We start from the raw sequence: 18,497 nt of genomic DNA on the forward strand, positions 1-18,497 counted from the left end.
CTACACTAGCGGGTTTTCCTTTTCTGTAGCGCGTTTACGACATATATCATATTGGGTAGATATGGTAGCTTGTTGGCAAAAATACTATATTAGTGACTGCAAAATTGCCAACATGAAAATATCCCCGATAATCCACGCCCACCGCCCTAACTCAAAAGGCCTCTGCCCAATTGTGATCAGGATCAGCATCAACGGGAAGAGAATCTATAAGCCTACCGGCGAGGCCGTTCCCGAATCTCAATGGGACGGCCATGTCAAAAGTAGTTATCCAAACGCTAAACTGATCAATGCCAAAGTAGAAAAGTTGATTTCTGACTTAAAGGGGGAATTGTTGAAGGAAGAGCTTCAAGACCGGGATGTAACGCCGGAGGTTGTAGTGAAAAAGCTGGCGCCGAAGGTCAAAAAGATGGATTTCTACAAATACTGCGAAAGTCTTTTGATTGAGTGGAAAGGGGAGAAGAAGGATTCCACCCTAGAGAAATACAAGCACGAACTTTCAAAGATACGTAGATACGCTCCGCACTTGCAATTTTCTGATGTCACTCCTGAGTGGCTGAAAGCTTACGAAATTTACCAGCGAAAAGAATTGGGGAATATGCCGAATACCTTATGGCGCTCGTTTAAAAACCTGAAAACCTTTTTCAAGACGGCACTTAAAAATAGGGTGATTAAGGAAGATCCGTTCCTACATTATTCTACTCCGACCTTCAAAGGTGGTTCCAGGGGGCATCTGACTGCACGAGAATTGGATCGGTTTATTGCGACTATCGATAGGGTAACGGGAGCTGATTTACCGGCAGGATGGTTCTTTGTTTTCTCTTGCCTTACGGGGCTGAGGTACAGTGATTGCCATCAATTCAGAAGTTCGCTCCATGTGAGAGAAGGGAAGAGGCTTTTGCTTAATATGGTAAAAACCTCCGAGGATGTTAGTATTATAATCACTCCTAAGATTCGGCAGGCCCTCGTCAGGATTGCGCCTTTTGAGGGGAAAATGCCTACTAACCAGGAGTGCAACAGGGCCGTGAAGGTTATTGCAGCTAAAGCCGGGATTCGGAAGAAATTAACTTTCCATTGCGCCAGGCACACATTTGGCTATTCGTGCGCCGAAGCAAACGTCCCGATTGAGGTTGCGGCGAAACTAATGGGGCACCGGAACACCAAAGTGACATCCGTATACTACCATATCTCCAATGATAACGTTGATCAGTGGATGATGAAATTGCATGGTTAAATATCCTCTATAAACTTGATCATCCGCTGGCGGTGATAAATTATGCCGGGCTTTTTCCGGCTCTCTCCGGCTTTTCTGATGTGTTTCCAATGGTAGTTGAATTCTAGTGTCCCCGCACCCCGCATATCCCGCAGCATATCCAGACTGAATGGGAACTCTTCAACCGCCTTTTTTTCACTAATCCATTCACAATGCGGCAAATCCGCGATTGCTATCAATTGTTTAGCTATTTCTCTTGCTAATGTCGTCGATTCTTTCATGGTTAACTTTACTTTTATATTTTCTCAAACTCTATTTTCCAAACCCAGGGCGACGCCTCCCAGTTACCGGGGCCGTTGATCTTTTCCCAGATCGTCCGGAAGGCGTTCCGCGGGTCCTCCTCCCATTCGTTCCAGGGCCATCCAATTCCCCTACCGTTCCCTGGCAGCCCGTCATCGTCAGGAATTCCATATTTCCAGGTTAAACCGCCGTCTTTGGTTATGCAGGCGAATCCCTCGGCTTTTGCATCCTCCGCACTGATATCCTGCAGGCGCTCCAGCCTGACAGAAACCACGCGCAGGCTAATCCTGGACGCCTTCTCCGGCATGAATAAGGATGGCTTCCACCTCCATTCCTCAGTTGTTTCCCAGTCAGGATCGGTAGCGCGGTAAACATAGCCACTGTCCTCGCCGGCATCCACCCACTGAAAGGTTTCTTTTACCCAGAGAATATCACCTGGCCCGAAGGGGCATTTTATGGCTTTAGAACCTGAAGGAAGGTTGTTGCTTTTCCAGAGGGGCACCATCCACAACTCTCCCTTTTCGTTCACATAAAAAGAGGGATATTCATCATCCTTAAGCTGCACACCTTTGGCAATGCGCCGGGTCTGAGTTTTGAGAAGGGCGAATATGGCCCTTACCATGGCGCCGGAGAAGAGTATTGGCCGCTTCCGGGGTTTGTACCTCTGCAAAATGGTTTCCCAAAGGCTTGCTGGTTGTTCCTGTAGGTTCATTGCTTTAGCTGTTTTTTTAGTTTCTTAATCTTCATTTTCAGTTTTTTTACCTGGCTGATCTTCCGGCGTTTTCGGGATGTATCTGTGCAGGTGCAAAACCATTCGCCGAAATCTTCATCATGAAAGTGTAACGCCGCTGGGTAGCACCCCGGTATTCTTATCCTTTTACCTTCAAACGTTGTCCAATGGCACCGCATTTTCTTTCTGCCCGTTACCGTGGGCGGCGGGTTTATTCTGCGGTATCGTTTCCGTGAATCAGGATGTCGTAAGCTGGTTCTGTGATTCGTTCGTCCAGGCTGTCCGTCATATCATGGTTATTGAGAAAGTCGCCCAGATTGTTAAGTATCGGCTTCAGCTGCTCTGTTATTTCCTCGAGCTTTTCGGCGTGGCGCTTAGCCAATTCTCCATACGAGCTGCCAGCGAAACTCATCATGCTCAGCTGGATCTTTGTGGACATATAATCGATGGCGGATGTCGCCAGCTGAATCTTGTGTAGATGTTCTAACTTTTCCATCTTTCTGCCTCCCGGGTACCGCCGGGCCGGTTTAATTATAAATGCTTATCTTTAATTCGGCCCGGATGTCTAGCCCTGCCAATATTGAGAGCCTGGGATATATCCTGGGCTTTTACTTGCCGGATTCCTCCAGTTGGGCAGGTGGGGGAATAAGGCCGAGTTCAATCAGTTCCTTGTCCATCAAGTACGTGTAATCGTCCAGGGTCATTCCAAACAACTTTGTCGCTGATTCAAATCCGTTTTTAAATGCCTCCGCCATGTTATTTCTAACAGCGCGCGCAAGTGGAATAAAGTTTTCCGCTTCATGGAACTGGATCGCGCACCCTTCCCACCTGAAACACTTGACATCAGGTGATTTATGAAATATTTCTTCTGCAATCTCCCTGACCTTTGCCTCGTATTTTGAATCTTCCGGAATTGCCGGAGAGTTGGGGGATTCGCCTTTGCATTGTCCGTTAGTGTTGGTCATGGCTTGTTTTTTCCCGTTAAATAATTATGGCGTTGATTAATACATATTGAGAGCCGTCCCCGAGCCTTATTTTTCCATCCTCACAATCCCATTCTTCTTCCGGGGCTGTAACGTCAACATAGGCCGTATCAGACGTGTGTAAAATTTGCTCTTCTGTAAGTTCATCAACTGAATGGTTATCAATCAAAACCATTATCGGCATTTCTTCCGGGAACTGTTCCAAATAGTCTTGTAATTGTTTTCTGGTCATGGTTTTAATTTTTTATCGGTCAAATATTCAGCATTTCGGTATTTCTGTCCAACGGTTTTCGATCCTGTTCGTGTGTAGGCGGAAGGACTCTGTATAATGGTCATATCGAGTCACTTCAAAAGTTCCGTCTGTGTATTCTACTAAAACCCTTTCAGATGTACGGCCGGTTTTACCAGCAGGCGGCAATCCATCCTCTACGTTCACCCATTTTGGGCGACTATACTCCCAATCTGCCCCCGCGTGAAACCCTACGTCATAAGACCTATAATTAGAATATGGAGGTTGTGTACCCGGTGGTAGTTTTGCCGCTTCTTCCCTTAGCTTTTCAATGTTCATTTTCTTGGATTTTTATTGCTAATTCTATTGACGAACTTGCATTTCTTATCATGCAATCGTATTCTCTAAAATAGAGTAGGGTTTTTCCTATCGCTTCGTCAACGCTCCCTGCTTCAACAATTTTCATTCGCATCATATTGCTCATACGATCAGGGTGTTGTTCTTGAAATAAAATTGATACTGCGAACCGTGGCATACTTTACTTTTTATCGGTTATTGGTTACAATGTTCGCACGGTTCCTCAATACCTTCTCCAATGTGCTCTACAAACCCATCGCCGCCGCAATGATTACATCTTTTTACTTTTACCCACTTCCAAAAACGCCGGCTTGTTAAGGTGCCCAAAGTCACGGTTATGATAATTCCACATGTCAAATAAAACCACATGTTTTACTTTTTATCGGTTAAAGATTCAGGAGGGGCGGGAAGGGGCATCCAGTGAGAACATTCATAGAATCCGTTCTGCCAACCTGTATTTTTATGATAATGGATCAAGCCGGGTTCTTTATAAGGCGCTAAGCACATTGCTATATAATATCCCTTTTTTTCAGGCAGCCGATCCTCTACGCTGATCCAAGGGCTTACCGGCAGCGCATTCCCGTTCAAAAAATTCCGAGTATCTTCCGATAATTCATCGTCCTCCATTCCTTGAATGCATCCACTTTCAGCATATTCAAGATAACGAGATAATAGCCATCTCGCCCTATCTCGTTCCTGCTCACATTCATTCCTTTCTTTTTCCCGTACCGGCTTCGTCTCCCCGGAGGATATGCGGGGTGAAAATTCGTCAATGAAGTCTGATACTTCAGCGCCAGTACATTTATAGTTGCATTCCATGAGGTAAGCGGCCAGTTGACATTTAAAGTTTTCCCATTCATCCCTCTGGCGCGTCACCTCGGACAGTTGCTGCATCGCCTTGTCCGTTGCCTCTTTTGCTGCATTGAACCCTTTTTCGAAAATTATTTTATCATTCATCGCGCCCTTATATGACGATTGGAGATCATTTTCGATTTTAAACAAGTCGTTCTTCTCCTTCTTCACGGCTTCCAGTTCTACTATCATATCTGCATTTTTCTTCGACGTTTCATAAGCTACTTTCCGCTCGTATTCTAATGCCCTTTTTGCTTCGTCCCTTTCCTTCTTCACGGCTTCCAGTTCCCGCACGATGTTTCCCTGTGCAGTACTCATGACATCCACCTTCGATTTGAGATCGTCGCGGTCTTCTGCCAGCTGTCGGTAATTTTCTTCCAGTTCGGCGATACGGGCGTCCTTCCAAGCTATCCTTTCAAATGGGATGTAGGCCATGGTTCCCACCTTATATCCCCTTATCATTCCTTCTTCCAGCTCCTTCACCTTCTCGGACAGGAAGGCGGTTTGAATGGCGTGAAGGTCATAGCCTTGACGGAAGCCAGCTTTAAAACTTTTTACGCCTCCGTCATGCTCCATTTGTCTGCTATGAATGGCTATTAAATTTGCCAATTTCATGTCTCTCTCAGCCTGCACATCTTCGGGCGTCATCGGCCTGTTTTGTTCGTTGCTCATACCCATTTAATATTTGCAGGTTTAAATACGCAAAATTTCGCGTCACTGTTGATGGCTTGAAAATACAATGACCATCCTACTGCTGTATAGAGGGCTCCCAAGCATTTAGCGGTTGTACCAGTTTGAGGATGGGAGCCAACAATAATTGCTGTTTTGCCATCGTAAGGAGTGGTTTGTATGTTTTGTTCGTTGCTCATTTCTCTCCGGTATCGGCCCGGTCGCCGGTTAAAAGGTGAGGGTGTTGGTGGATGTTGCCGATCAGGTAACAGGAAAGTCCGCTGGAAACTTTCAGATATGAACCTGGTATTTTCCCACTGGTTAGGAATTTTTTATAATGGGGCGTCCAGATAAGAACATAGCAAAGCAAAGTTTCATCCCAGGAGACAACTCTCAGCCCGTTGTATGACCCTTTGTTCGTCACCTCAATTATGTCCCCTTCGTAAATATTCTCGCCATTTTTGTCATTCAAACCGGTGAACTGCATCAAGAATTGACTGGAGTACGGTGGCGCCACAATACGGGATTTCGGGCCACCCTGTTCGTAGGAATACTCAGGGTCAGCAGACAGGTTGAAGTCGATCTCCGGGTGATAGCCTACGTTGTCAATCATCTGGCTGGTATGTTTATTCCAATACCGGAATTTTATTTCCCTTTTCATGCTTTAAGTCTTTTATTCGCCTCTTCGGCGGTGAGTAATCCGGTTTCGAGGAGCGATATAACCAGTGATGCCCGAGCGTCGCATTCCGTTTCTCCTATGTATTCGAATTCAATGTTCGGGTTTTGATAATCGTTAGTAGCGCTCCATCTATGATAGCAGTCTAAATAGGAAATGCAGTTGAATGGTAGCATCACGCCCAACTCAGCTACCGTAAAAGCTGAATACCATCCCCGCTCTTTTCGCTCTGCCCATTCTTTTGACTTTGGGTTGGCATATTTCAGAATGTGGAGTGCTTCTGCTGTCTGATGGCTAATTGCCCAATCTCCAGACAACGGACTGAATAGCCATGTGTATAAGCCTTCCTGAGCTATCCCCAGTTCCTTCAGACGCATTGCCTGCCGCAGGGTGCATACTTGATCGGATAATTTCATTCCTAAACATTTACCTCAACACCGAGTGCGTTGAGCTGGTTAATAATTGACATTCTTTCGTTTTCCTTGTGAGCTACAATCACTCCCAATACCTGCAGTGCCATGACATCGGTTATCTCAAAGCTTGAAGTTTCCTTGGAATTCACTTCACATTTTCGATTGCTTCGCAAGTAGCTAAACGGAAACGAAGGAATGGTGTAGAATTGCGTCTCATCAGGCACTTTAATGGGCTCCTGTGGTTTATCACAGCCCAGCGATAGGGTAATATTGTCTTTCCCGTCTTTTAGTTTCATTGCTAAGCACTCTATGTTGATAATCTCCTTGTCAAGGTCCTGGAGGCGGTCAAGCTGCTGCTTTGCTTTCTGGAGGGTCTTTATATTCATGAGTTAATTTTGTTTTGTCAGTCTTGTTTTTTTAGCACCTTTCTCTTCTGCTTCCCATGGATGGCTTTCGCACCTTTGGTTGCACGAATTGCAGCAGGGTATCCAGTTGTCCGAATCCAAAAGCAATTCCATAGTTACCTTACCGCGGATGTGCTGGATACCCTCCGCCATTCCCGTACAACCCTTCAATTTTACTTCGCATGGCTGCCCCCTCCAAACCGGCCGTGACTTCTTCGCATACTCCCGGTTGATCTTCGCCCGTTTCTTGCTCTCTCGTGGTATGCGGTATACCTTCTTTTCCTTTGGGGGCTTGCCTTCCAGTTTCAGTTTAAGCCGGTATTCTAAGTAGTTCATACTGTTCAATTGCTTTGAAGATTTGAAGTACAACCTGCGGAACAACCGCGTTTCCTAATCCTTTAAGTCTGTCCACCCGATGGGAAACCCCATCATCTCTTCCACAAACAGGGGATTGAGTTGGGAAGTCTTCCCAGGCTCTCCCACTAGCCCATGCACCGCATAGGCTAGTGTATATTGTTGCCGCGCCGGGTCCGTCCGCGTACAACCCCCTTTCGGGTCGCTGATCGCTGTCGGAGTAGGGAGCAACCCCATCCTTATAACCGCTTGCCCAAGTTTTTTGCCGTGCTTGTTCAGCCCATTGTATTCCTTCCCTTGTAAGAATGTCCCCTTCGCATCGAATACGTTCGGCGTTGGAAGCATTCCATTCACTGCTAAACCGGGCAATCCGTTCCGAGGATCGCAGGAAATATTCCCCCGTTTCTCCGCATCGTTTGCGCGTGCTGTGGGCAATAAACCAGACACGGTCCCTTCTATGCGGAGCGTTGACGGCGCAAGCTGGAAGTAAAAACGGGAGGACTTCGTAGCCTTCAGCTTCCAGGTCAGCCTGCACTTCGTCGAATACCACCCCTCCATTCCAATTAGTAAGCCCGCGAACATTTTCGCCCACAATCCAACGCGGGGAAACTTCTCGAATAACTCTAAGCATTTCCGGCCAGAGGTGCCGGTCATCATTCTTTCCGAGGCGCTTACCTGCTGTGCTGTACGGCTGACAAGGGAATCCTCCGGAAAGAATATCAATTCTGCCTGCCCATTGTTTGAAGTCCGTTTCTTTGATATTGCCATATCGATGTTGTACTGTCGGAAAATTCTGTTTCAGTAATTTCTGGCACCACGGGTCAATTTCACACTGGAAGATGTTTTGCCACCCCAGCCATTCTGCCGCCAGGTCAAAACCGCCTATTCCTGTAAAAAGTGATGCGTGTCTCATGTTTCTTTTATCGTTATCCCGTGAACCTTCTTCATCAACCTTCGTTTCTTTCGGTAGACCGCGGTGCGCATTCCTTTTGAGTCCTCCACCACCCATTCCCCCGTTTTCGCCTCCATGTATACGAAGTCCGCTATGTAAATCAGACTGTGAGTTCCTCCCGGATTCAACTCATACGGCACCTGCAGTTTCAGGAAGGCTATTTCTCCGATCTTTTGCAGGAAGAGAAGGTGTTTGTATCGCTTCGCCTCCCGGATGCTGTCAAATTCGATCCCGTTTATCTCCGTTTTTTTGTTTCCGTACTTGCTCTTTTTCTTCTTCTTTTCTTCCGGCTGGTCAAAAAGGTGAGGATTAAGTGAGGCGCAGGCTGTCTTCGCCAGATACTCCGTTGTAAACCTGGTCTGCTTCTTACTCATGCCGCTTTTACACCAGTTCCGTAGCTTAAGTACTTTGTCAGCAGGTCATCGATGGTCACCCCGTAGTATCTTGAAAGAGTAATGATCGGGCCATACCGTGGCGCGCAAACTCCCTCTTCCCACTTTGCGTAATTTGATTTATTTATTTCCATTTCATCGCACAGCTTTTGCATGCTCAACCCCTTCGTCTCTCGAAGGAAAAGAAGGTTGCAGGCGAGCATTTTCAGAAAATCTTGCTTCCCTTTAATTTTCATTCTTTTCAAAGTTTTCTGTCAGTAAATCGTTTACAGTAATGCCGTAAAATTCGGCCAACCTTACCAGGACGAAAATAGCAGGGGCGGCACGACCATATTCGTATGATTGGTATGTTTTGGCCGCAATTCCGGTTCTCTCTCCTGCAACCTTTTGATTCCACCCTTTTTTGATCCGTAGCGCCCGAAGGTTGTTTCCTATTATCTTCTTGAAGTCTTTCCCACTCATATGTCGAAAATTTTAACTTTTCCCTCTAACTTCCACGAGGAGAAATAGTCCAGAAGAGCCAGTTTCTTGGCATAGTTTTTTACCAGGTCTTTTTCTTCCTGCGGCACCGAGTTGTTCATGTACGCTTCCATCATCCGGTTATAGTCTTTCCTTTCTTGCCGGTCGATTGACGGGGCACTCAGTTCTCGTTCACGCTGTTCCTGCGCCTTGGCAAACCAGTGTTTTTTTTCTTCCACCGTCAGTGAAATAATTCCTGCCTTGTCTAGGGTGTCGTACACCATGTAGGCGTAAAGCGCTGTTACAGGTGAAAAATCTCGCTCCAGCCACTTTTTGTAATACTCATTGCAAAATTCCTTAGCTTCTGATTCCTTCTGTTCTTTGGTTAACTCAGGAGTAGGTAATTCGTGTGATGCAGAAAGGGCGATTTTAGACGCAAGAGCCATTCTTTTCTGTTTATACGAGGATAGGATAGCCCCAACGTATTCAATGGTCAGATTTGAGCCGTAACACACCGTTTTGGTGGGGAGCTCATCGGCTGCATTCAGCGAAAAAGCCAATGATAATTCTCCAGCGGTTAAATACCCGTAGTGGCTTAACACGAACTTTGCAAATAGCTTGGTAAACTCCTTCCCGGTCGCTTCTTCTACTTTCAGTCCAGTCATAAGGCAAATTTCCTTAAGGGAGTTAGATAGCTTAGCCAGGAGGGTGTTAATCGGCATTTCCGATATCTTTTCACCGCTGGCCTGCTGCCTCATTGATATCTCGGAGGAGTTCAGCGGTAGCGGCGTCAATCGCGTCGATACTACCCGCAACTGTTTGTTTTCCTGATTTTCCATTGGTGAACTTTTGATCTTTGATCCAGTTACTAAAGTGTTGGTAGATGGCCCCTTCGTTGTCATAATATTTTTTCCCCGTGAAATATTGGTCTTTGAAAACTTCCCACAACCCATACACCTGCGTCATGTCGATGCTCTGCTTTAATGTAAGCCTAACACGCTCGGCCGCGGTTTCTGCTTTGTTCTTCGGAAGCTCCAGGCTCCTATTTTCCTCATTCGGGAAATATCCGTTTGCCACGAAAGGAATTTCCCCCACACCCCCTTTGTCTTTATCCTTGTCTTTATCTTGTTCTTTATCCTTAGCCCCTTGTAAGGGGCTTATATGCACCTTACCTTCTTTTAATAGATTGTACTTTTTTAGCTGCTGAAGTACTGAATTATGCGCCCGGTTTTTTTCTGTCAGTTCCCCGTATTGGAAAGAAATAAAGTCAGGTATGAACCACTTTGATCCATTATCGAAATCAAAAATTCGGTCTTTAAACAGCCCGCGGACTTTTTCTTTCGAAAGTTTTACTCCCAATCTCACTTCAGCCAGTTCGAATTCAACATGCCATATTCCTGCGTGATCGCATTCATCCAGAAGGTAAAGCCAGAAAAGTTTGTATTCAGCCGGCAAGCTCTTGATGAATGCTTTTTTCCATTTGTCCGTATCTGTGAACCTTTTAGCCATAGTCAACTGTTAAATATCTCATCACTAAAGTCATCCACTAATTTTTCTCGCCGTGCTGACCTTGTTAATAGCCATTCCAAGGCCATTGCCAGAAATCCTCTGTCACCCCCTGGCTCAATGGCTTCAAATCCCCTCGCTAACTGTCCTATCGCTTCATAGCTAAATCCTTGAAGTTTGAGGCTTTTTAGTAACTCAGCCTCGGTCTCTTTTCGATACTTATGGTCATTGCTATGACAATCTTCACATATCGTCAATAGGTGATTTTCGTCAGCCTCCCAGGGTTCGCCGTTGTAAGTCAGGTGATGGACATTTAATGTTATATCAGTGGCTAAGCACCATCTACACGTAAAAGAATCCCTTTGCATAACCTCCAGCCGTTTCTTTTGCCACCGTGGGTCTCTCAATTTATCTGAGTAAGTTTTTCTAGTCGCCATAACTAAAATTCTGTCAATGAATACTCTTTGCACTTTGTTAACTCGCCGAACCGGTCCTGGTGCTTAACCATCCGGTCATAGATCACGACCCCCGCGTTTTTCAGCTCAGGAATTCTGCTATGTAAGTTCCGTATACCGAAGAGGCGTTCCGCTTGAAGGGTGGTTATGGTTTCACCCCTCATTAGGTGATCGTATACCATTTTGTTCTGTCGGGAAAGCTTCTCTACATTGATCGGTGAGGATGTGGTTAAATTCATAGCTGTGTGTATTACTCTTGAATTTGGTCTTTACTAACTGGAAATCTTCCTTTCTTACCCTGTACAATCAGCACATGTCCATGCTCCGCTATCAGGGTTACCTTTTCTCCTTTCAATCCGTATACTGTTTGTTTACCTGCAGGATGGAAGAGGCTGATTATGTCACAGTCCAGGGTCATGCAAGTTTTTGTGCCCCGGAAATATTTCTCCCTTTGTACCCCTTCCGGTGAATGAAGGGAGAAGATCCCGTAACCTTAAATTCCCGGTCGAAATCATCCGCTACCGCCTCCATGCTCATTTTTGTCTCCGGATTGTACAGTACATAGAACCTGCGGCCGTACTGATTGTATTCCCCGGTGATCTTCCGTCAGATGGTTACCTTTTGACCTTTGGTGGTCAGCGTCCGTGAAAATGTTTGTCCTACCATGGTTAACTAATTTTCATTTGGTGACGGGATGCTGATGCCCAAATACTCAGCCGCCCAATGTTGTATTTTCTCTATGTATGTGTTAAACTCCAGGGTAGTCAGTTCTGTAGTGCTTTTTGAGCCTGTAAGCACTTCCCCTGTTTCCAGGCTCACAATTTCCCTTTTCAGGAAGAGCCCTTTTAATACTTCGTGCGCATCGTCCGGTGATGAAACCTCAGCAAATCCGGCTTCAATCAGGCCGTCCTTTACCATATCGCAAACCACACCCCAGTAATATGCATTCTGATGAAGGCTCCGCACCTTCCGGGCAGACACTTTTACCAGGTATGTTCCATCTTTCAGACCCGAAAACTGTTTCCGTATGTCGGTAGGATTCTTTATCTGTCCGTTTTCGATATGGCAAACACTTTCTGACATTAAATAGCGGTTTTATTGAATTTGATAGAAAGGCCAGCCGTAGCAATGTGAACCTCTTTTCCGGTCAGCTCAGTGATTTCTCGTTTAAATCTCTTTTCGTCGCTGTTACTGTCCGACAGGTGAATGAGCACGATATTATTTACGCAAGAGAGATCGTTTGCCTTCAGAAGGCTTTTGCAAGTCTCCAGGTTCATGTGAGACTGAATAATCCGGTCATGAAGAAAGCGCGGGGTGCCATTTGATGAAATAATGTCCTCCGCATGGTTGCACTCTACGATAATATTATTCAGTCCTGGGAAAACGTAGTCACAGAAATAGGTGTCCGTCAGAAAGAGCGTAAGGCCACATTCCGGGTGTTGAATCAGAAATCCCAGGCAAGGCACATCATGATTCACATTAAATGGCTTCACCTTGAAATTCCCGATCTTGTAGGATAACCCCTGAACAATGGTCTTTGCCCGGTGGTGTGATTCAATTCCTAAAGCTTTGAAAGTTTCTACCCCTGCCCAAACCGGTATTCCTGCATTTAGGACGTCCTTTATGGACTTTGAGTGGTCACCGTGGGAATGAGTGACAATGGCTGAAACATTCTGTAGGTTGTACCCTAAGGCTTTTTTAATCTTCGAAAAGTGAACTCCGCACTCTATCAGGAGGGTTTCATTCTCCCCTTGGAGTAGGTAAGAGTTTCCGGCGCTGTTACTTCCTATGACTACCAATTTCATCAGATCGGGTTTTGTTCTTTTGTTTCGGTCTCTTCGACAACCTCGGCATCATCGAATTTCATTTCCACCCTGTTGGCTTTTTCCTGAATAGTCTGGTCTACTTCGTCTCCCACGGTGTCGCCTTCGATGTCTTTAGCCATGGCGCCAATCATTTCGACCGACAGGAAGCCATAGTGAGAAAGCAGGTTACGGAGGACCGTTTTAATGGCCATGGCGTCAAATTCTGTAGTCCATGGCGAATTTTTTGAACTGAAAGACTTGCTGTATTTCTTCGCGTGAGCTGATATTTTGTCAACCGTAGAGTATAGGGTCTTAGTGAACCCGTTGAGCATTTCGATGTGGGCGAAATAACCGACCACCTTGTCACTGGTTCTTTCCCCCGACATATCAATCTCCCCAGTAAGTTTGTTGACGGTTTTAAGCTCACCCTCGTACAGTAGGTCGGCGTTTATGATTCGGTATTGCCCCGTTCTCATGGCCAGTTGAATTAGCCCCTTGTAGCCTATCTGCATCTGCGGAACCTGTTTTTTCTGCCAGTTCCCCTCACCGTCTCTGTAGCTTTCGTTGTAAGGGACGATGTAGGCAAATCCAAGGCTTTTATTCACCGGTAGTTTAAGAACGGCGGCTTTAAGAGCCTCCATAACTACCTGCTTCGGTTCGCAGTTCTGAAGGTTTTTGTCACTGTTATACAGGTCAATGATTGAGGCGACAAAAACACCTGAGTTTTCTTTGAGCACGTTGTTGAACTGCTCCTGGATGCTTGGGGCCTTCATGATGTCCTTAAGGACTTCAATTTTAGGCTTTTGTACGACGGGGGTGTTATTAGTTTGCATGTATGGCAAGGATTACGCAGCCTCCACTCTTAACGTGGAATCAGCGGGTGAAACAAAAAGGCTTATGAGTTGAGATTTGCTTTCCGGGATGAAGCTCACTGATTCTCTGTTGTCGCAGAAAACAGGGGCATGTATTCCATAATGGTTTGAGAAAGTTTCCAGCACATCCAGCCCGGCCAGCATCTTGGCCGCTGTGTTCAGCGTGGGATAGGGAACACCTTTGTATTCGCAAACGCATGTTTCAGCGATTGCACCGTTAACCTGTGTTTCGAAAAGGCGGAAGGAAACATACCGGAACATGCCGTTCACACGCTGTTCCAGAATATCCATCTTGACACGGGTGTATGACTCCACCTCGAACTGTCGTTGCTCGATGTTGGCGATTTCCTGAGCGTTGGCACTCTCTTCCGCCTCCAGCTGGGAAATTCTCGCACCCGTCTTTTCGATGGTTTCACGAATGGCCAGGCTCTTTTGTAAGGCTTCATGCTCTACATTCAGTTGCGCCTTTTCGGACTTCTCTTGTTCGAAGTCTGATGGTTGTCCGAGTGCTGCGGTAGCTGCATTGATCTGCTTTGTGAGTTCGGATATTTCATCCTTCAAGTTCAGCGCATCAGCGTTCTTTTCCATAAGCAAATCCACAGCTGCTTCGATATCCGGGATGGATTTGCCCTTATCCTCTTGTTGGAGTGCTTCGAGTTTCAATTGAAGGTCTGGGAGCCTGGCTTTGTCCCCAGTGATTGTCGCCTCCAGTTCGGTTATAGACAACTGTAAGCCGGAGATGGCTTCCAGTTGTCGGGCCCTTTCCGCTTTGCTCTGGTTGGATTTGCGAACTTCTTCGGCCTTCCGCGCAGCAACATCCTCATTGAAGTTTTTGAGCAGGTCTGCTTTAGTCTTTTCAATCTGCCCGGCAGGAAGCTGTTGTTTGCAGGTTGGGCAGCTGCAGGATGATTCATCGAACTGGAACTTTTCGGCGTTTATTTCGGACCAGCTCTTCCGGTTGCTTTCGATCAGGGCATCCAGTCGGGCAACCTCTTTCTGGCAGTTTTCGATAGCCTGCTCTCGTCTCTTAATATCTTCCGCGGCACGGATGATATCATCCCCGATACTTTTAATATGCTTCAGGAGCGAGGAGACTTCACCGGCGCCGTCGTTTTTCTTGTCCAGCAGGCCGGTTTTCACCCGGTTACGGATTGCCGCGATCGCGCTTTCCTTTGAGAACACCTGGTTGCGCAATTCAGTAATCCCCTTTTGCTTCTCCTGCTGGGCCTTCGATGCGTCTGCGATTTGGTCATCAATGGCCGTGATCCGCGAACGGACATCCTTAATCTGGCTTTCGATACCGGCCCAGTTAAGCACTTCGGGACAATTCCGTTTTGCCTCGTCGATCCTCGGTGCATATTCTTCCGCAGCCTTTTTTAACAACAAGCGTTTGGATGCCAGTTCTTTTTTATATTCATCCAAGTTCTTATACCTTCCGCTGGCGATCACTTGCTTCAGGTTTGAAAAGTCATTATCAAGAGTAACAATCTGAGCGAAAATATCAGCGTCGGAAATCTCCCCTGCGATCCCAATAAGTCCGCGGCGCTGGTCGTCCCATTTCATGGAATTAAAGAACATCGGGTTTGTAACCAGTTTTATCAGGTGGGTAGGGATCATTTCGTCCACTTTGGACTGGAACTCGGTAGCAGAGCAGGGCACATCATTTACAAAATAGTCGGTATAGTGGCCATTGAATACCTTCCGGGATTGGCCTTTTGGCTTCTTCCAGTCCTCCAGGTACGCGCGTTTAAGCTTTACTGTGTGACTTCCAACCTGAAAGACCCCTTCCACTTCATGTGATTGAGCGTTGAGCTCAGGACGGGAGGTGTTTTTAATTTCATAGTCTTTCCGGTCGAACTCGTCTTTACCGGTTAACAGCCAGTAAAAGGCAGACAGGATGGTGGACTTACCAGTTTCATTTGCGCCCATAATCCGAGTGGCAGAAGAAAAATTTACCACCAGGTCCAGAACTCCCTTAAAGTTCCGAAGAGTGAGGTTTTGTAAATAAATTCTTTTCATAACTTTGATTTTCAATTTACTTTTAGCTATGGTCCGGTATTCTTGCCGGGCCTTTATTATTTCTGTAACAAATAATTTCGAGGGTTTTTAAAAAGGCCGGCCCTGTCAACCGGCCTTTTGTTATTTCTTCTTTTGCGCCGCTACCACCAGTTCCCGGAGGTATTCTGCAACGCTTTTCTTTTCTTTCTTCGCTGCTTTTTGGATTTTGCTTTTCAGCGTATCAGTACAGCGGAATTCTACTTTTGCCATATGATGAGTAATAGATGACTTTTAAAAAGTGCCCGCTGCTTTCCCGGGCTGGTCAGATTCGTTTCGTTTCTTTCCAGGCTGTCATACGTCTTTTCCGCATTGTCACGGGCATTCCATTATCCCGGTAAATCCTTAATTCGTACCTAGCATGCCTGTTGCCCTACTCCAAATCGGTTCTGCTGTCTGAGTGGATCGTGGAGGCCGAGGGAACGATCCTCAACGCCCGGCATAATCTCACAAATGCCCGCTTGCCCCCAATGTTTGCCGGTGGATCATGCCGGCCGCGTCCGGTCATTTAGGGATTATTGCGGTGTCTTTCGTGACCAGGGAGGGATTCGAACCCTCAAATGAGATTTATTCGTGCGTACACGTATGGAGCGTTAAGGTTTGCACGTAGCCTATTTTCATTTTTCGCTCCCCCTACCTTGCGTCTACCATTCCGCCACCTGGTCATTTGCCGCTGATTCCCCGCGGCCGGTAGAGAGCCGGACACCCAAACTCCCGCCCCTATATAATTGCGCCTATTTCCCTTCGAAGGGACGCCTGAAGCGATAGGCAACCAAGGTTTATTCTCGCCTGCAAACCTCAAAACTGGCAGTATTCTTAACAGTAAATACTTAAACGCAGTACCGTGGACTGCTCCCATTTTCTGGCATCCGTGGTTGCGCTAACCATCACCAGAATATTTTCACGCCGTAGTTTTCGGGCCGTCTTTAGCTACCAGACGTTCTACATACACTCGTTAAAGTGCGCGCCCTGTTTCTGCGGGTTAAGTAATATCCCAAGGCGCGTTTTTAGGGCTTTCAAGGGTTGTTGCTCTCCCTGTACCTTGGGTGCCTTTCGGCGTGAATAATTTCAAAGAACTTTTTAAAACAGCCAGGAGCGAGATCACTCCCGGCCTTCGCTTATTTATCCCTATACCTTGTATTTTTGAACGAGAACCTAAAGGAGCCAGCCATAGACATAGCCGGCCGATCAGTATTCCACGTTATGAAAATTCGCTTGGTTAAATATGGCCCGACGCCGGCAAGTGCGCCGAGCCTATATAAAACCCCAATATTTAAAGAACTTTGTTTCTGATTGGTCCAGCACCTGGAAAGGCGCCGGCATGATATCGTCGTTTGTCCCGTATGCAACTAACTCCGCTTAATAAGTTCCAACCCAATCATGGTAAATGCCGCTGCCAGTATTGCCAGACTGATAATCCCCTTCACATGATCCCATGCCCTAAGGCGTCGAATCCTTTTAGAAACTGCCATCACAAGAACATTTGGGTATCATCATCATCGTCCTTGTCCATCTCCCCGGTAGATCCTGGGGCCTTTCTGTAGATGTACCAAAGGGCGGCGGAGCAGCATACAACGAGTGCCACTACGTACCAGATCATTGTCTGGCGTCTTTACGGAGTTTGAAAGAAAGCACCACGCCGGCGAAGGCAAAAGCAACCACCAGGATCACCTGGATATTTGCGTAGAGAGTAGAAAGTTGTTCCATATAATGAGTTTAAAGGTTAAGCATGTTTTTGAATGAGAATACCACAGGCATTTATTTCCAGCTGAGCCTGGAAGGATTCAGGACCGGTCAGCTGTTCAATTTTCTCCTGATAGTATGCAAGGTGTCTTTGGGCCACTTCTTCGTAGGCAATGGCCAATCCTTCCATGCATATCCGCGCTCCGGTAGATTGGGCTTCTTCTGCCCGTTTCCTGGCTTTTTCAGCGTCGGCTTTGCAACCATTGTGGCAGGCCATGTGGAAAGCAGCTTCCTGGGCGATATGATCTTTGTCGAGAAATTGCATTTTTGTAGATATTATAGGGTGATCCCAGCTTTTCAAAAGTGCCAGTTAAGTAAGCCAGGTGAGTGATTATTTAGTTTCGAGGAAAGCGCGGATCTTGGCGGCCGTTTCGGGGAAAAGATTCATCCCGGCAATAGCCCTCTTTATGGTCAACTCGCTGCAGTCGCACGCCAGATAGGTAGCTTTAAGGTTATTTCGGCCAAGGATCACCTTGGCAAGCTTATTTCGCTGCGGTTTAGTTAATGTTTCGTAAACCACGGGTGTCAAACTGCGTGTATTGCAATCATTCTTTATATTTGCATCGTTCATAGCCATAATCGTTTTCGTAATTGCTAACTGTTATGCAATATTAAGACAGAAACAGATAGAAAACAATAGAAATAGCTACAAATGGAAAGATTTAGATTTTGTTCAGTAAAACAAATTGTTTGTTAAATGAAACTCAAAAAAGAGTATCAGGAGTTAGTAAATTCAGTGCGAAAGCTTTATTTAAATAAAGGAAAGAGGCTGAAAAACGAAGATTTTGCTGCTAGGCTGGGGTATAACAAGAGTTATTTCGGAACGTTGGTAGGGACTTCAGGAAAGGTTACTGCTGATCATATTGCGGAGTTCACGGCAGCCTTCAAAGATGAACTAACCGGTATAGAAAAGCCACCCGCCTCTTCTGGAAGTATGGACGACCGGTCGATTATTAAGGCCTTGTTGTTCGAAGTGGCTCAGTTGAAATCGGAGAAGGAAGGGATTTCTTTTGATGAAGCTGTAGCAGCGATAAGGAAAAATACCAATCTTGTAAAGACTTTGGATTTTGAGTTTTGATTG

The 18,497-nt window shown here is 46.2% G+C and carries 25 protein-coding genes and 1 tRNA gene; 2 read left to right on the plus strand and 24 right to left on the minus strand.

Going from position 1 to position 18,497, the window contains the following annotated elements:
- The first annotated feature begins 112 nt into the window (after positions 1-112).
- On the plus strand, positions 113-1,231 hold the full coding sequence (locus tag J7I43_RS06695) for a site-specific integrase (RefSeq protein ID WP_209144518.1): 1,119 nt from the start codon (positions 113-115) through the stop codon (positions 1,229-1,231).
- On the opposite strand, the gene J7I43_RS06700 is transcribed toward J7I43_RS06695, so the two are convergent.
- The 24 genes from J7I43_RS06700 to J7I43_RS06810 all read right to left on the minus strand — a co-directional run bounded on the left by J7I43_RS06700 (position 1,228) and on the right by J7I43_RS06810 (position 17,987).
- A complete protein-coding gene (locus tag J7I43_RS06700) occupies positions 1,228-1,491 on the minus strand; it encodes a hypothetical protein (protein ID WP_209144520.1) in 264 nt (87 codons plus the stop codon). The two genes, J7I43_RS06695 and J7I43_RS06700, sit on opposite strands and share 4 nt — an antisense overlap.
- A 14-nt stretch (positions 1,492-1,505) precedes the next feature.
- On the minus strand, positions 1,506-2,222 hold the full coding sequence (locus J7I43_RS06705; RefSeq protein ID WP_209144522.1) for a hypothetical protein: 717 nt from the start codon (positions 2,220-2,222) through the stop codon (positions 1,506-1,508).
- 229 nt (positions 2,223-2,451) lie between these two features.
- A complete protein-coding gene (locus J7I43_RS06710) occupies positions 2,452-2,736 on the minus strand; it encodes a hypothetical protein (RefSeq protein WP_209144523.1) in 285 nt (94 codons plus the stop codon).
- 112 nt (positions 2,737-2,848) lie between these two features.
- Positions 2,849-3,205 carry a hypothetical protein gene (locus J7I43_RS06715; RefSeq protein ID WP_209144525.1) on the minus strand — a complete coding sequence of 119 codons (357 nt, stop codon included), beginning with the start codon at positions 3,203-3,205 and terminating at the stop codon, positions 2,849-2,851.
- Between the two features lie 16 nt (positions 3,206-3,221).
- Positions 3,222-3,455 carry a hypothetical protein gene (locus J7I43_RS06720; RefSeq protein ID WP_209144527.1) on the minus strand — a complete coding sequence of 78 codons (234 nt, stop codon included), beginning with the start codon at positions 3,453-3,455 and terminating at the stop codon, positions 3,222-3,224.
- A 726-nt stretch (positions 3,456-4,181) separates the two neighbouring features.
- Complete coding sequence (locus tag J7I43_RS06725; RefSeq protein WP_209144529.1) at positions 4,182-5,333, minus strand: DUF551 domain-containing protein; 1,152 nt, start codon at positions 5,331-5,333, stop codon at positions 4,182-4,184.
- Positions 5,334-5,526: 193 nt separating this feature from the next.
- A complete protein-coding gene (locus tag J7I43_RS06730) occupies positions 5,527-5,991 on the minus strand; it encodes a YopX family protein (protein WP_209144531.1) in 465 nt (154 codons plus the stop codon).
- Positions 5,988-6,422, minus strand: a complete 435-nt coding sequence (locus J7I43_RS06735) for a hypothetical protein (protein WP_209144533.1) — start codon at positions 6,420-6,422, stop codon at positions 5,988-5,990. The genes J7I43_RS06730 and J7I43_RS06735 overlap by 4 nt, the downstream gene beginning before the upstream one ends.
- 2 nt (positions 6,423-6,424) lie before the next feature.
- Positions 6,425-6,805 carry a hypothetical protein gene (locus J7I43_RS06740; RefSeq protein WP_209144535.1) on the minus strand — a complete coding sequence of 127 codons (381 nt, stop codon included), beginning with the start codon at positions 6,803-6,805 and terminating at the stop codon, positions 6,425-6,427.
- A 328-nt stretch (positions 6,806-7,133) separates the two neighbouring features.
- Positions 7,134-8,090: a DNA cytosine methyltransferase gene (locus J7I43_RS06745; RefSeq protein ID WP_209144537.1), complete on the minus strand. Its 957-nt coding sequence runs from the start codon at positions 8,088-8,090 to the stop codon at positions 7,134-7,136.
- The gene (locus J7I43_RS06750; RefSeq protein ID WP_209144539.1) at positions 8,087-8,503 is read right to left on the minus strand and encodes a DUF1064 domain-containing protein; all 417 of its coding nucleotides are present in this window, start codon (positions 8,501-8,503) and stop codon (positions 8,087-8,089) included. The genes J7I43_RS06745 and J7I43_RS06750 overlap by 4 nt, the downstream gene beginning before the upstream one ends.
- Complete coding sequence (locus J7I43_RS06755; RefSeq protein WP_209144541.1) at positions 8,500-8,757, minus strand: helix-turn-helix domain-containing protein; 258 nt, start codon at positions 8,755-8,757, stop codon at positions 8,500-8,502. The genes J7I43_RS06750 and J7I43_RS06755 overlap by 4 nt, the downstream gene beginning before the upstream one ends.
- Positions 8,747-8,983 (minus strand): helix-turn-helix domain-containing protein, encoded by a 237-nt coding sequence (locus tag J7I43_RS06760; RefSeq protein ID WP_209144543.1) that lies wholly within the window; start codon positions 8,981-8,983, stop codon positions 8,747-8,749. Before J7I43_RS06760 ends, J7I43_RS06755 begins: the two co-directional genes overlap by 11 nt.
- Positions 8,980-9,819, minus strand: a complete 840-nt coding sequence (locus J7I43_RS06765; RefSeq protein ID WP_209144545.1) for a hypothetical protein — start codon at positions 9,817-9,819, stop codon at positions 8,980-8,982. The genes J7I43_RS06760 and J7I43_RS06765 overlap by 4 nt, the downstream gene beginning before the upstream one ends.
- Positions 9,716-10,489 carry a hypothetical protein gene (locus J7I43_RS06770; RefSeq protein ID WP_209144547.1) on the minus strand — a complete coding sequence of 258 codons (774 nt, stop codon included), beginning with the start codon at positions 10,487-10,489 and terminating at the stop codon, positions 9,716-9,718. The genes J7I43_RS06765 and J7I43_RS06770 overlap by 104 nt, the downstream gene beginning before the upstream one ends.
- 436 nt (positions 10,490-10,925) lie before the next feature.
- Positions 10,926-11,180, minus strand: a complete 255-nt coding sequence (locus J7I43_RS24975; RefSeq protein ID WP_209144549.1) for a helix-turn-helix domain-containing protein — start codon at positions 11,178-11,180, stop codon at positions 10,926-10,928.
- A 433-nt stretch (positions 11,181-11,613) separates the two neighbouring features.
- Positions 11,614-12,024 carry a hypothetical protein gene (locus J7I43_RS06780; protein ID WP_209144551.1) on the minus strand — a complete coding sequence of 137 codons (411 nt, stop codon included), beginning with the start codon at positions 12,022-12,024 and terminating at the stop codon, positions 11,614-11,616.
- The gene (locus tag J7I43_RS06785; protein WP_209144553.1) at positions 12,024-12,746 is read right to left on the minus strand and encodes an MBL fold metallo-hydrolase; all 723 of its coding nucleotides are present in this window, start codon (positions 12,744-12,746) and stop codon (positions 12,024-12,026) included. The genes J7I43_RS06780 and J7I43_RS06785 overlap by 1 nt, the downstream gene beginning before the upstream one ends.
- The gene (locus J7I43_RS06790; protein ID WP_209144555.1) at positions 12,746-13,579 is read right to left on the minus strand and encodes a recombinase RecT; all 834 of its coding nucleotides are present in this window, start codon (positions 13,577-13,579) and stop codon (positions 12,746-12,748) included. Before J7I43_RS06790 ends, J7I43_RS06785 begins: the two co-directional genes overlap by 1 nt.
- Before the next feature lie 12 nt (positions 13,580-13,591).
- Entirely contained in the window at positions 13,592-15,637 is a 2,046-nt protein-coding gene (locus tag J7I43_RS06795; RefSeq protein WP_209144556.1) for an AAA family ATPase, read from the minus strand.
- 120 nt (positions 15,638-15,757) lie between these two features.
- Positions 15,758-15,886: a plasmid mobilization protein gene (locus J7I43_RS24840; RefSeq protein WP_262898644.1), complete on the minus strand. Its 129-nt coding sequence runs from the start codon at positions 15,884-15,886 to the stop codon at positions 15,758-15,760.
- 320 nt (positions 15,887-16,206) lie between these two features.
- Positions 16,207-16,338: transfer RNA gene (locus tag J7I43_RS06800), tRNA-OTHER, on the minus strand.
- 1,058 nt (positions 16,339-17,396) lie between these two features.
- On the minus strand, positions 17,397-17,681 hold the full coding sequence (locus J7I43_RS06805) for a hypothetical protein (RefSeq protein WP_209144558.1): 285 nt from the start codon (positions 17,679-17,681) through the stop codon (positions 17,397-17,399).
- 66 nt (positions 17,682-17,747) lie between these two features.
- Positions 17,748-17,987, minus strand: a complete 240-nt coding sequence (locus J7I43_RS06810; protein ID WP_209144559.1) for a hypothetical protein — start codon at positions 17,985-17,987, stop codon at positions 17,748-17,750.
- Between the two features lie 126 nt (positions 17,988-18,113).
- On the opposite strand from J7I43_RS06810, the gene J7I43_RS06815 reads away from it, so the two are divergent.
- On the plus strand, positions 18,114-18,494 hold the full coding sequence (locus J7I43_RS06815) for a hypothetical protein (RefSeq protein ID WP_209144561.1): 381 nt from the start codon (positions 18,114-18,116) through the stop codon (positions 18,492-18,494).
- The last annotated feature ends 3 nt before the right edge of the window (positions 18,495-18,497 follow it).

Source organism: Chitinophaga chungangae (genome assembly GCF_017742215.1).
GTDB classification, from domain to species: Bacteria; Bacteroidota; Bacteroidia; order Chitinophagales; family Chitinophagaceae; genus Chitinophaga; species Chitinophaga chungangae.

Excerpts from the sequence above, each read along its gene's own strand:
- J7I43_RS24975 (WP_209144549.1), bottom strand. The coding sequence starts at position 11,180 with ATGAATTTAACCACATCCTCACCGATCAATGTAGAGAAGCTTTCCCGA.
- J7I43_RS06725 (WP_209144529.1), bottom strand. The coding sequence starts at position 5,333 with ATGAGCAACGAACAAAACAGGCCGATGACGCCCGAAGATGTGCAGGCT.
- J7I43_RS06790 (WP_209144555.1), bottom strand. The coding sequence starts at position 13,579 with ATGCAAACTAATAACACCCCCGTCGTACAAAAGCCTAAAATTGAAGTC.
- J7I43_RS06745 (WP_209144537.1), bottom strand. The coding sequence starts at position 8,090 with ATGAGACACGCATCACTTTTTACAGGAATAGGCGGTTTTGACCTGGCG.
- J7I43_RS06780 (WP_209144551.1), bottom strand. The coding sequence starts at position 12,024 with ATGTCAGAAAGTGTTTGCCATATCGAAAACGGACAGATAAAGAATCCT.
- J7I43_RS06805 (WP_209144558.1), bottom strand. The coding sequence starts at position 17,681 with ATGCAATTTCTCGACAAAGATCATATCGCCCAGGAAGCTGCTTTCCAC.
- J7I43_RS06715 (WP_209144525.1), bottom strand. The coding sequence starts at position 3,205 with ATGACCAACACTAACGGACAATGCAAAGGCGAATCCCCCAACTCTCCG.
- J7I43_RS06810 (WP_209144559.1), bottom strand. The coding sequence starts at position 17,987 with ATGAACGATGCAAATATAAAGAATGATTGCAATACACGCAGTTTGACA.
- J7I43_RS06700 (WP_209144520.1), bottom strand. The coding sequence starts at position 1,491 with ATGAAAGAATCGACGACATTAGCAAGAGAAATAGCTAAACAATTGATA.
- J7I43_RS06735 (WP_209144533.1), bottom strand. The coding sequence starts at position 6,422 with ATGAAATTATCCGATCAAGTATGCACCCTGCGGCAGGCAATGCGTCTG.
- J7I43_RS06730 (WP_209144531.1), bottom strand. The coding sequence starts at position 5,991 with ATGAAAAGGGAAATAAAATTCCGGTATTGGAATAAACATACCAGCCAG.
- J7I43_RS06795 (WP_209144556.1), bottom strand. The coding sequence starts at position 15,637 with ATGAAAAGAATTTATTTACAAAACCTCACTCTTCGGAACTTTAAGGGA.
- J7I43_RS06710 (WP_209144523.1), bottom strand. The coding sequence starts at position 2,736 with ATGGAAAAGTTAGAACATCTACACAAGATTCAGCTGGCGACATCCGCC.
- J7I43_RS06785 (WP_209144553.1), bottom strand. The coding sequence starts at position 12,746 with ATGAAATTGGTAGTCATAGGAAGTAACAGCGCCGGAAACTCTTACCTA.
- J7I43_RS06695 (WP_209144518.1), top strand. The coding sequence starts at position 113 with ATGAAAATATCCCCGATAATCCACGCCCACCGCCCTAACTCAAAAGGC.
- J7I43_RS06740 (WP_209144535.1), bottom strand. The coding sequence starts at position 6,805 with ATGAATATAAAGACCCTCCAGAAAGCAAAGCAGCAGCTTGACCGCCTC.
- J7I43_RS06765 (WP_209144545.1), bottom strand. The coding sequence starts at position 9,819 with ATGGAAAATCAGGAAAACAAACAGTTGCGGGTAGTATCGACGCGATTG.
- J7I43_RS06755 (WP_209144541.1), bottom strand. The coding sequence starts at position 8,757 with ATGAAAATTAAAGGGAAGCAAGATTTTCTGAAAATGCTCGCCTGCAAC.
- J7I43_RS06720 (WP_209144527.1), bottom strand. The coding sequence starts at position 3,455 with ATGACCAGAAAACAATTACAAGACTATTTGGAACAGTTCCCGGAAGAA.
- J7I43_RS06815 (WP_209144561.1), top strand. The coding sequence starts at position 18,114 with ATGAAACTCAAAAAAGAGTATCAGGAGTTAGTAAATTCAGTGCGAAAG.
- J7I43_RS06705 (WP_209144522.1), bottom strand. The coding sequence starts at position 2,222 with ATGAACCTACAGGAACAACCAGCAAGCCTTTGGGAAACCATTTTGCAG.
- J7I43_RS06770 (WP_209144547.1), bottom strand. The coding sequence starts at position 10,489 with ATGGCTAAAAGGTTCACAGATACGGACAAATGGAAAAAAGCATTCATC.
- J7I43_RS06750 (WP_209144539.1), bottom strand. The coding sequence starts at position 8,503 with ATGAGTAAGAAGCAGACCAGGTTTACAACGGAGTATCTGGCGAAGACA.
- J7I43_RS06760 (WP_209144543.1), bottom strand. The coding sequence starts at position 8,983 with ATGAGTGGGAAAGACTTCAAGAAGATAATAGGAAACAACCTTCGGGCG.
- J7I43_RS24840 (WP_262898644.1), bottom strand. The coding sequence starts at position 15,886 with ATGGCAAAAGTAGAATTCCGCTGTACTGATACGCTGAAAAGCAAAATC.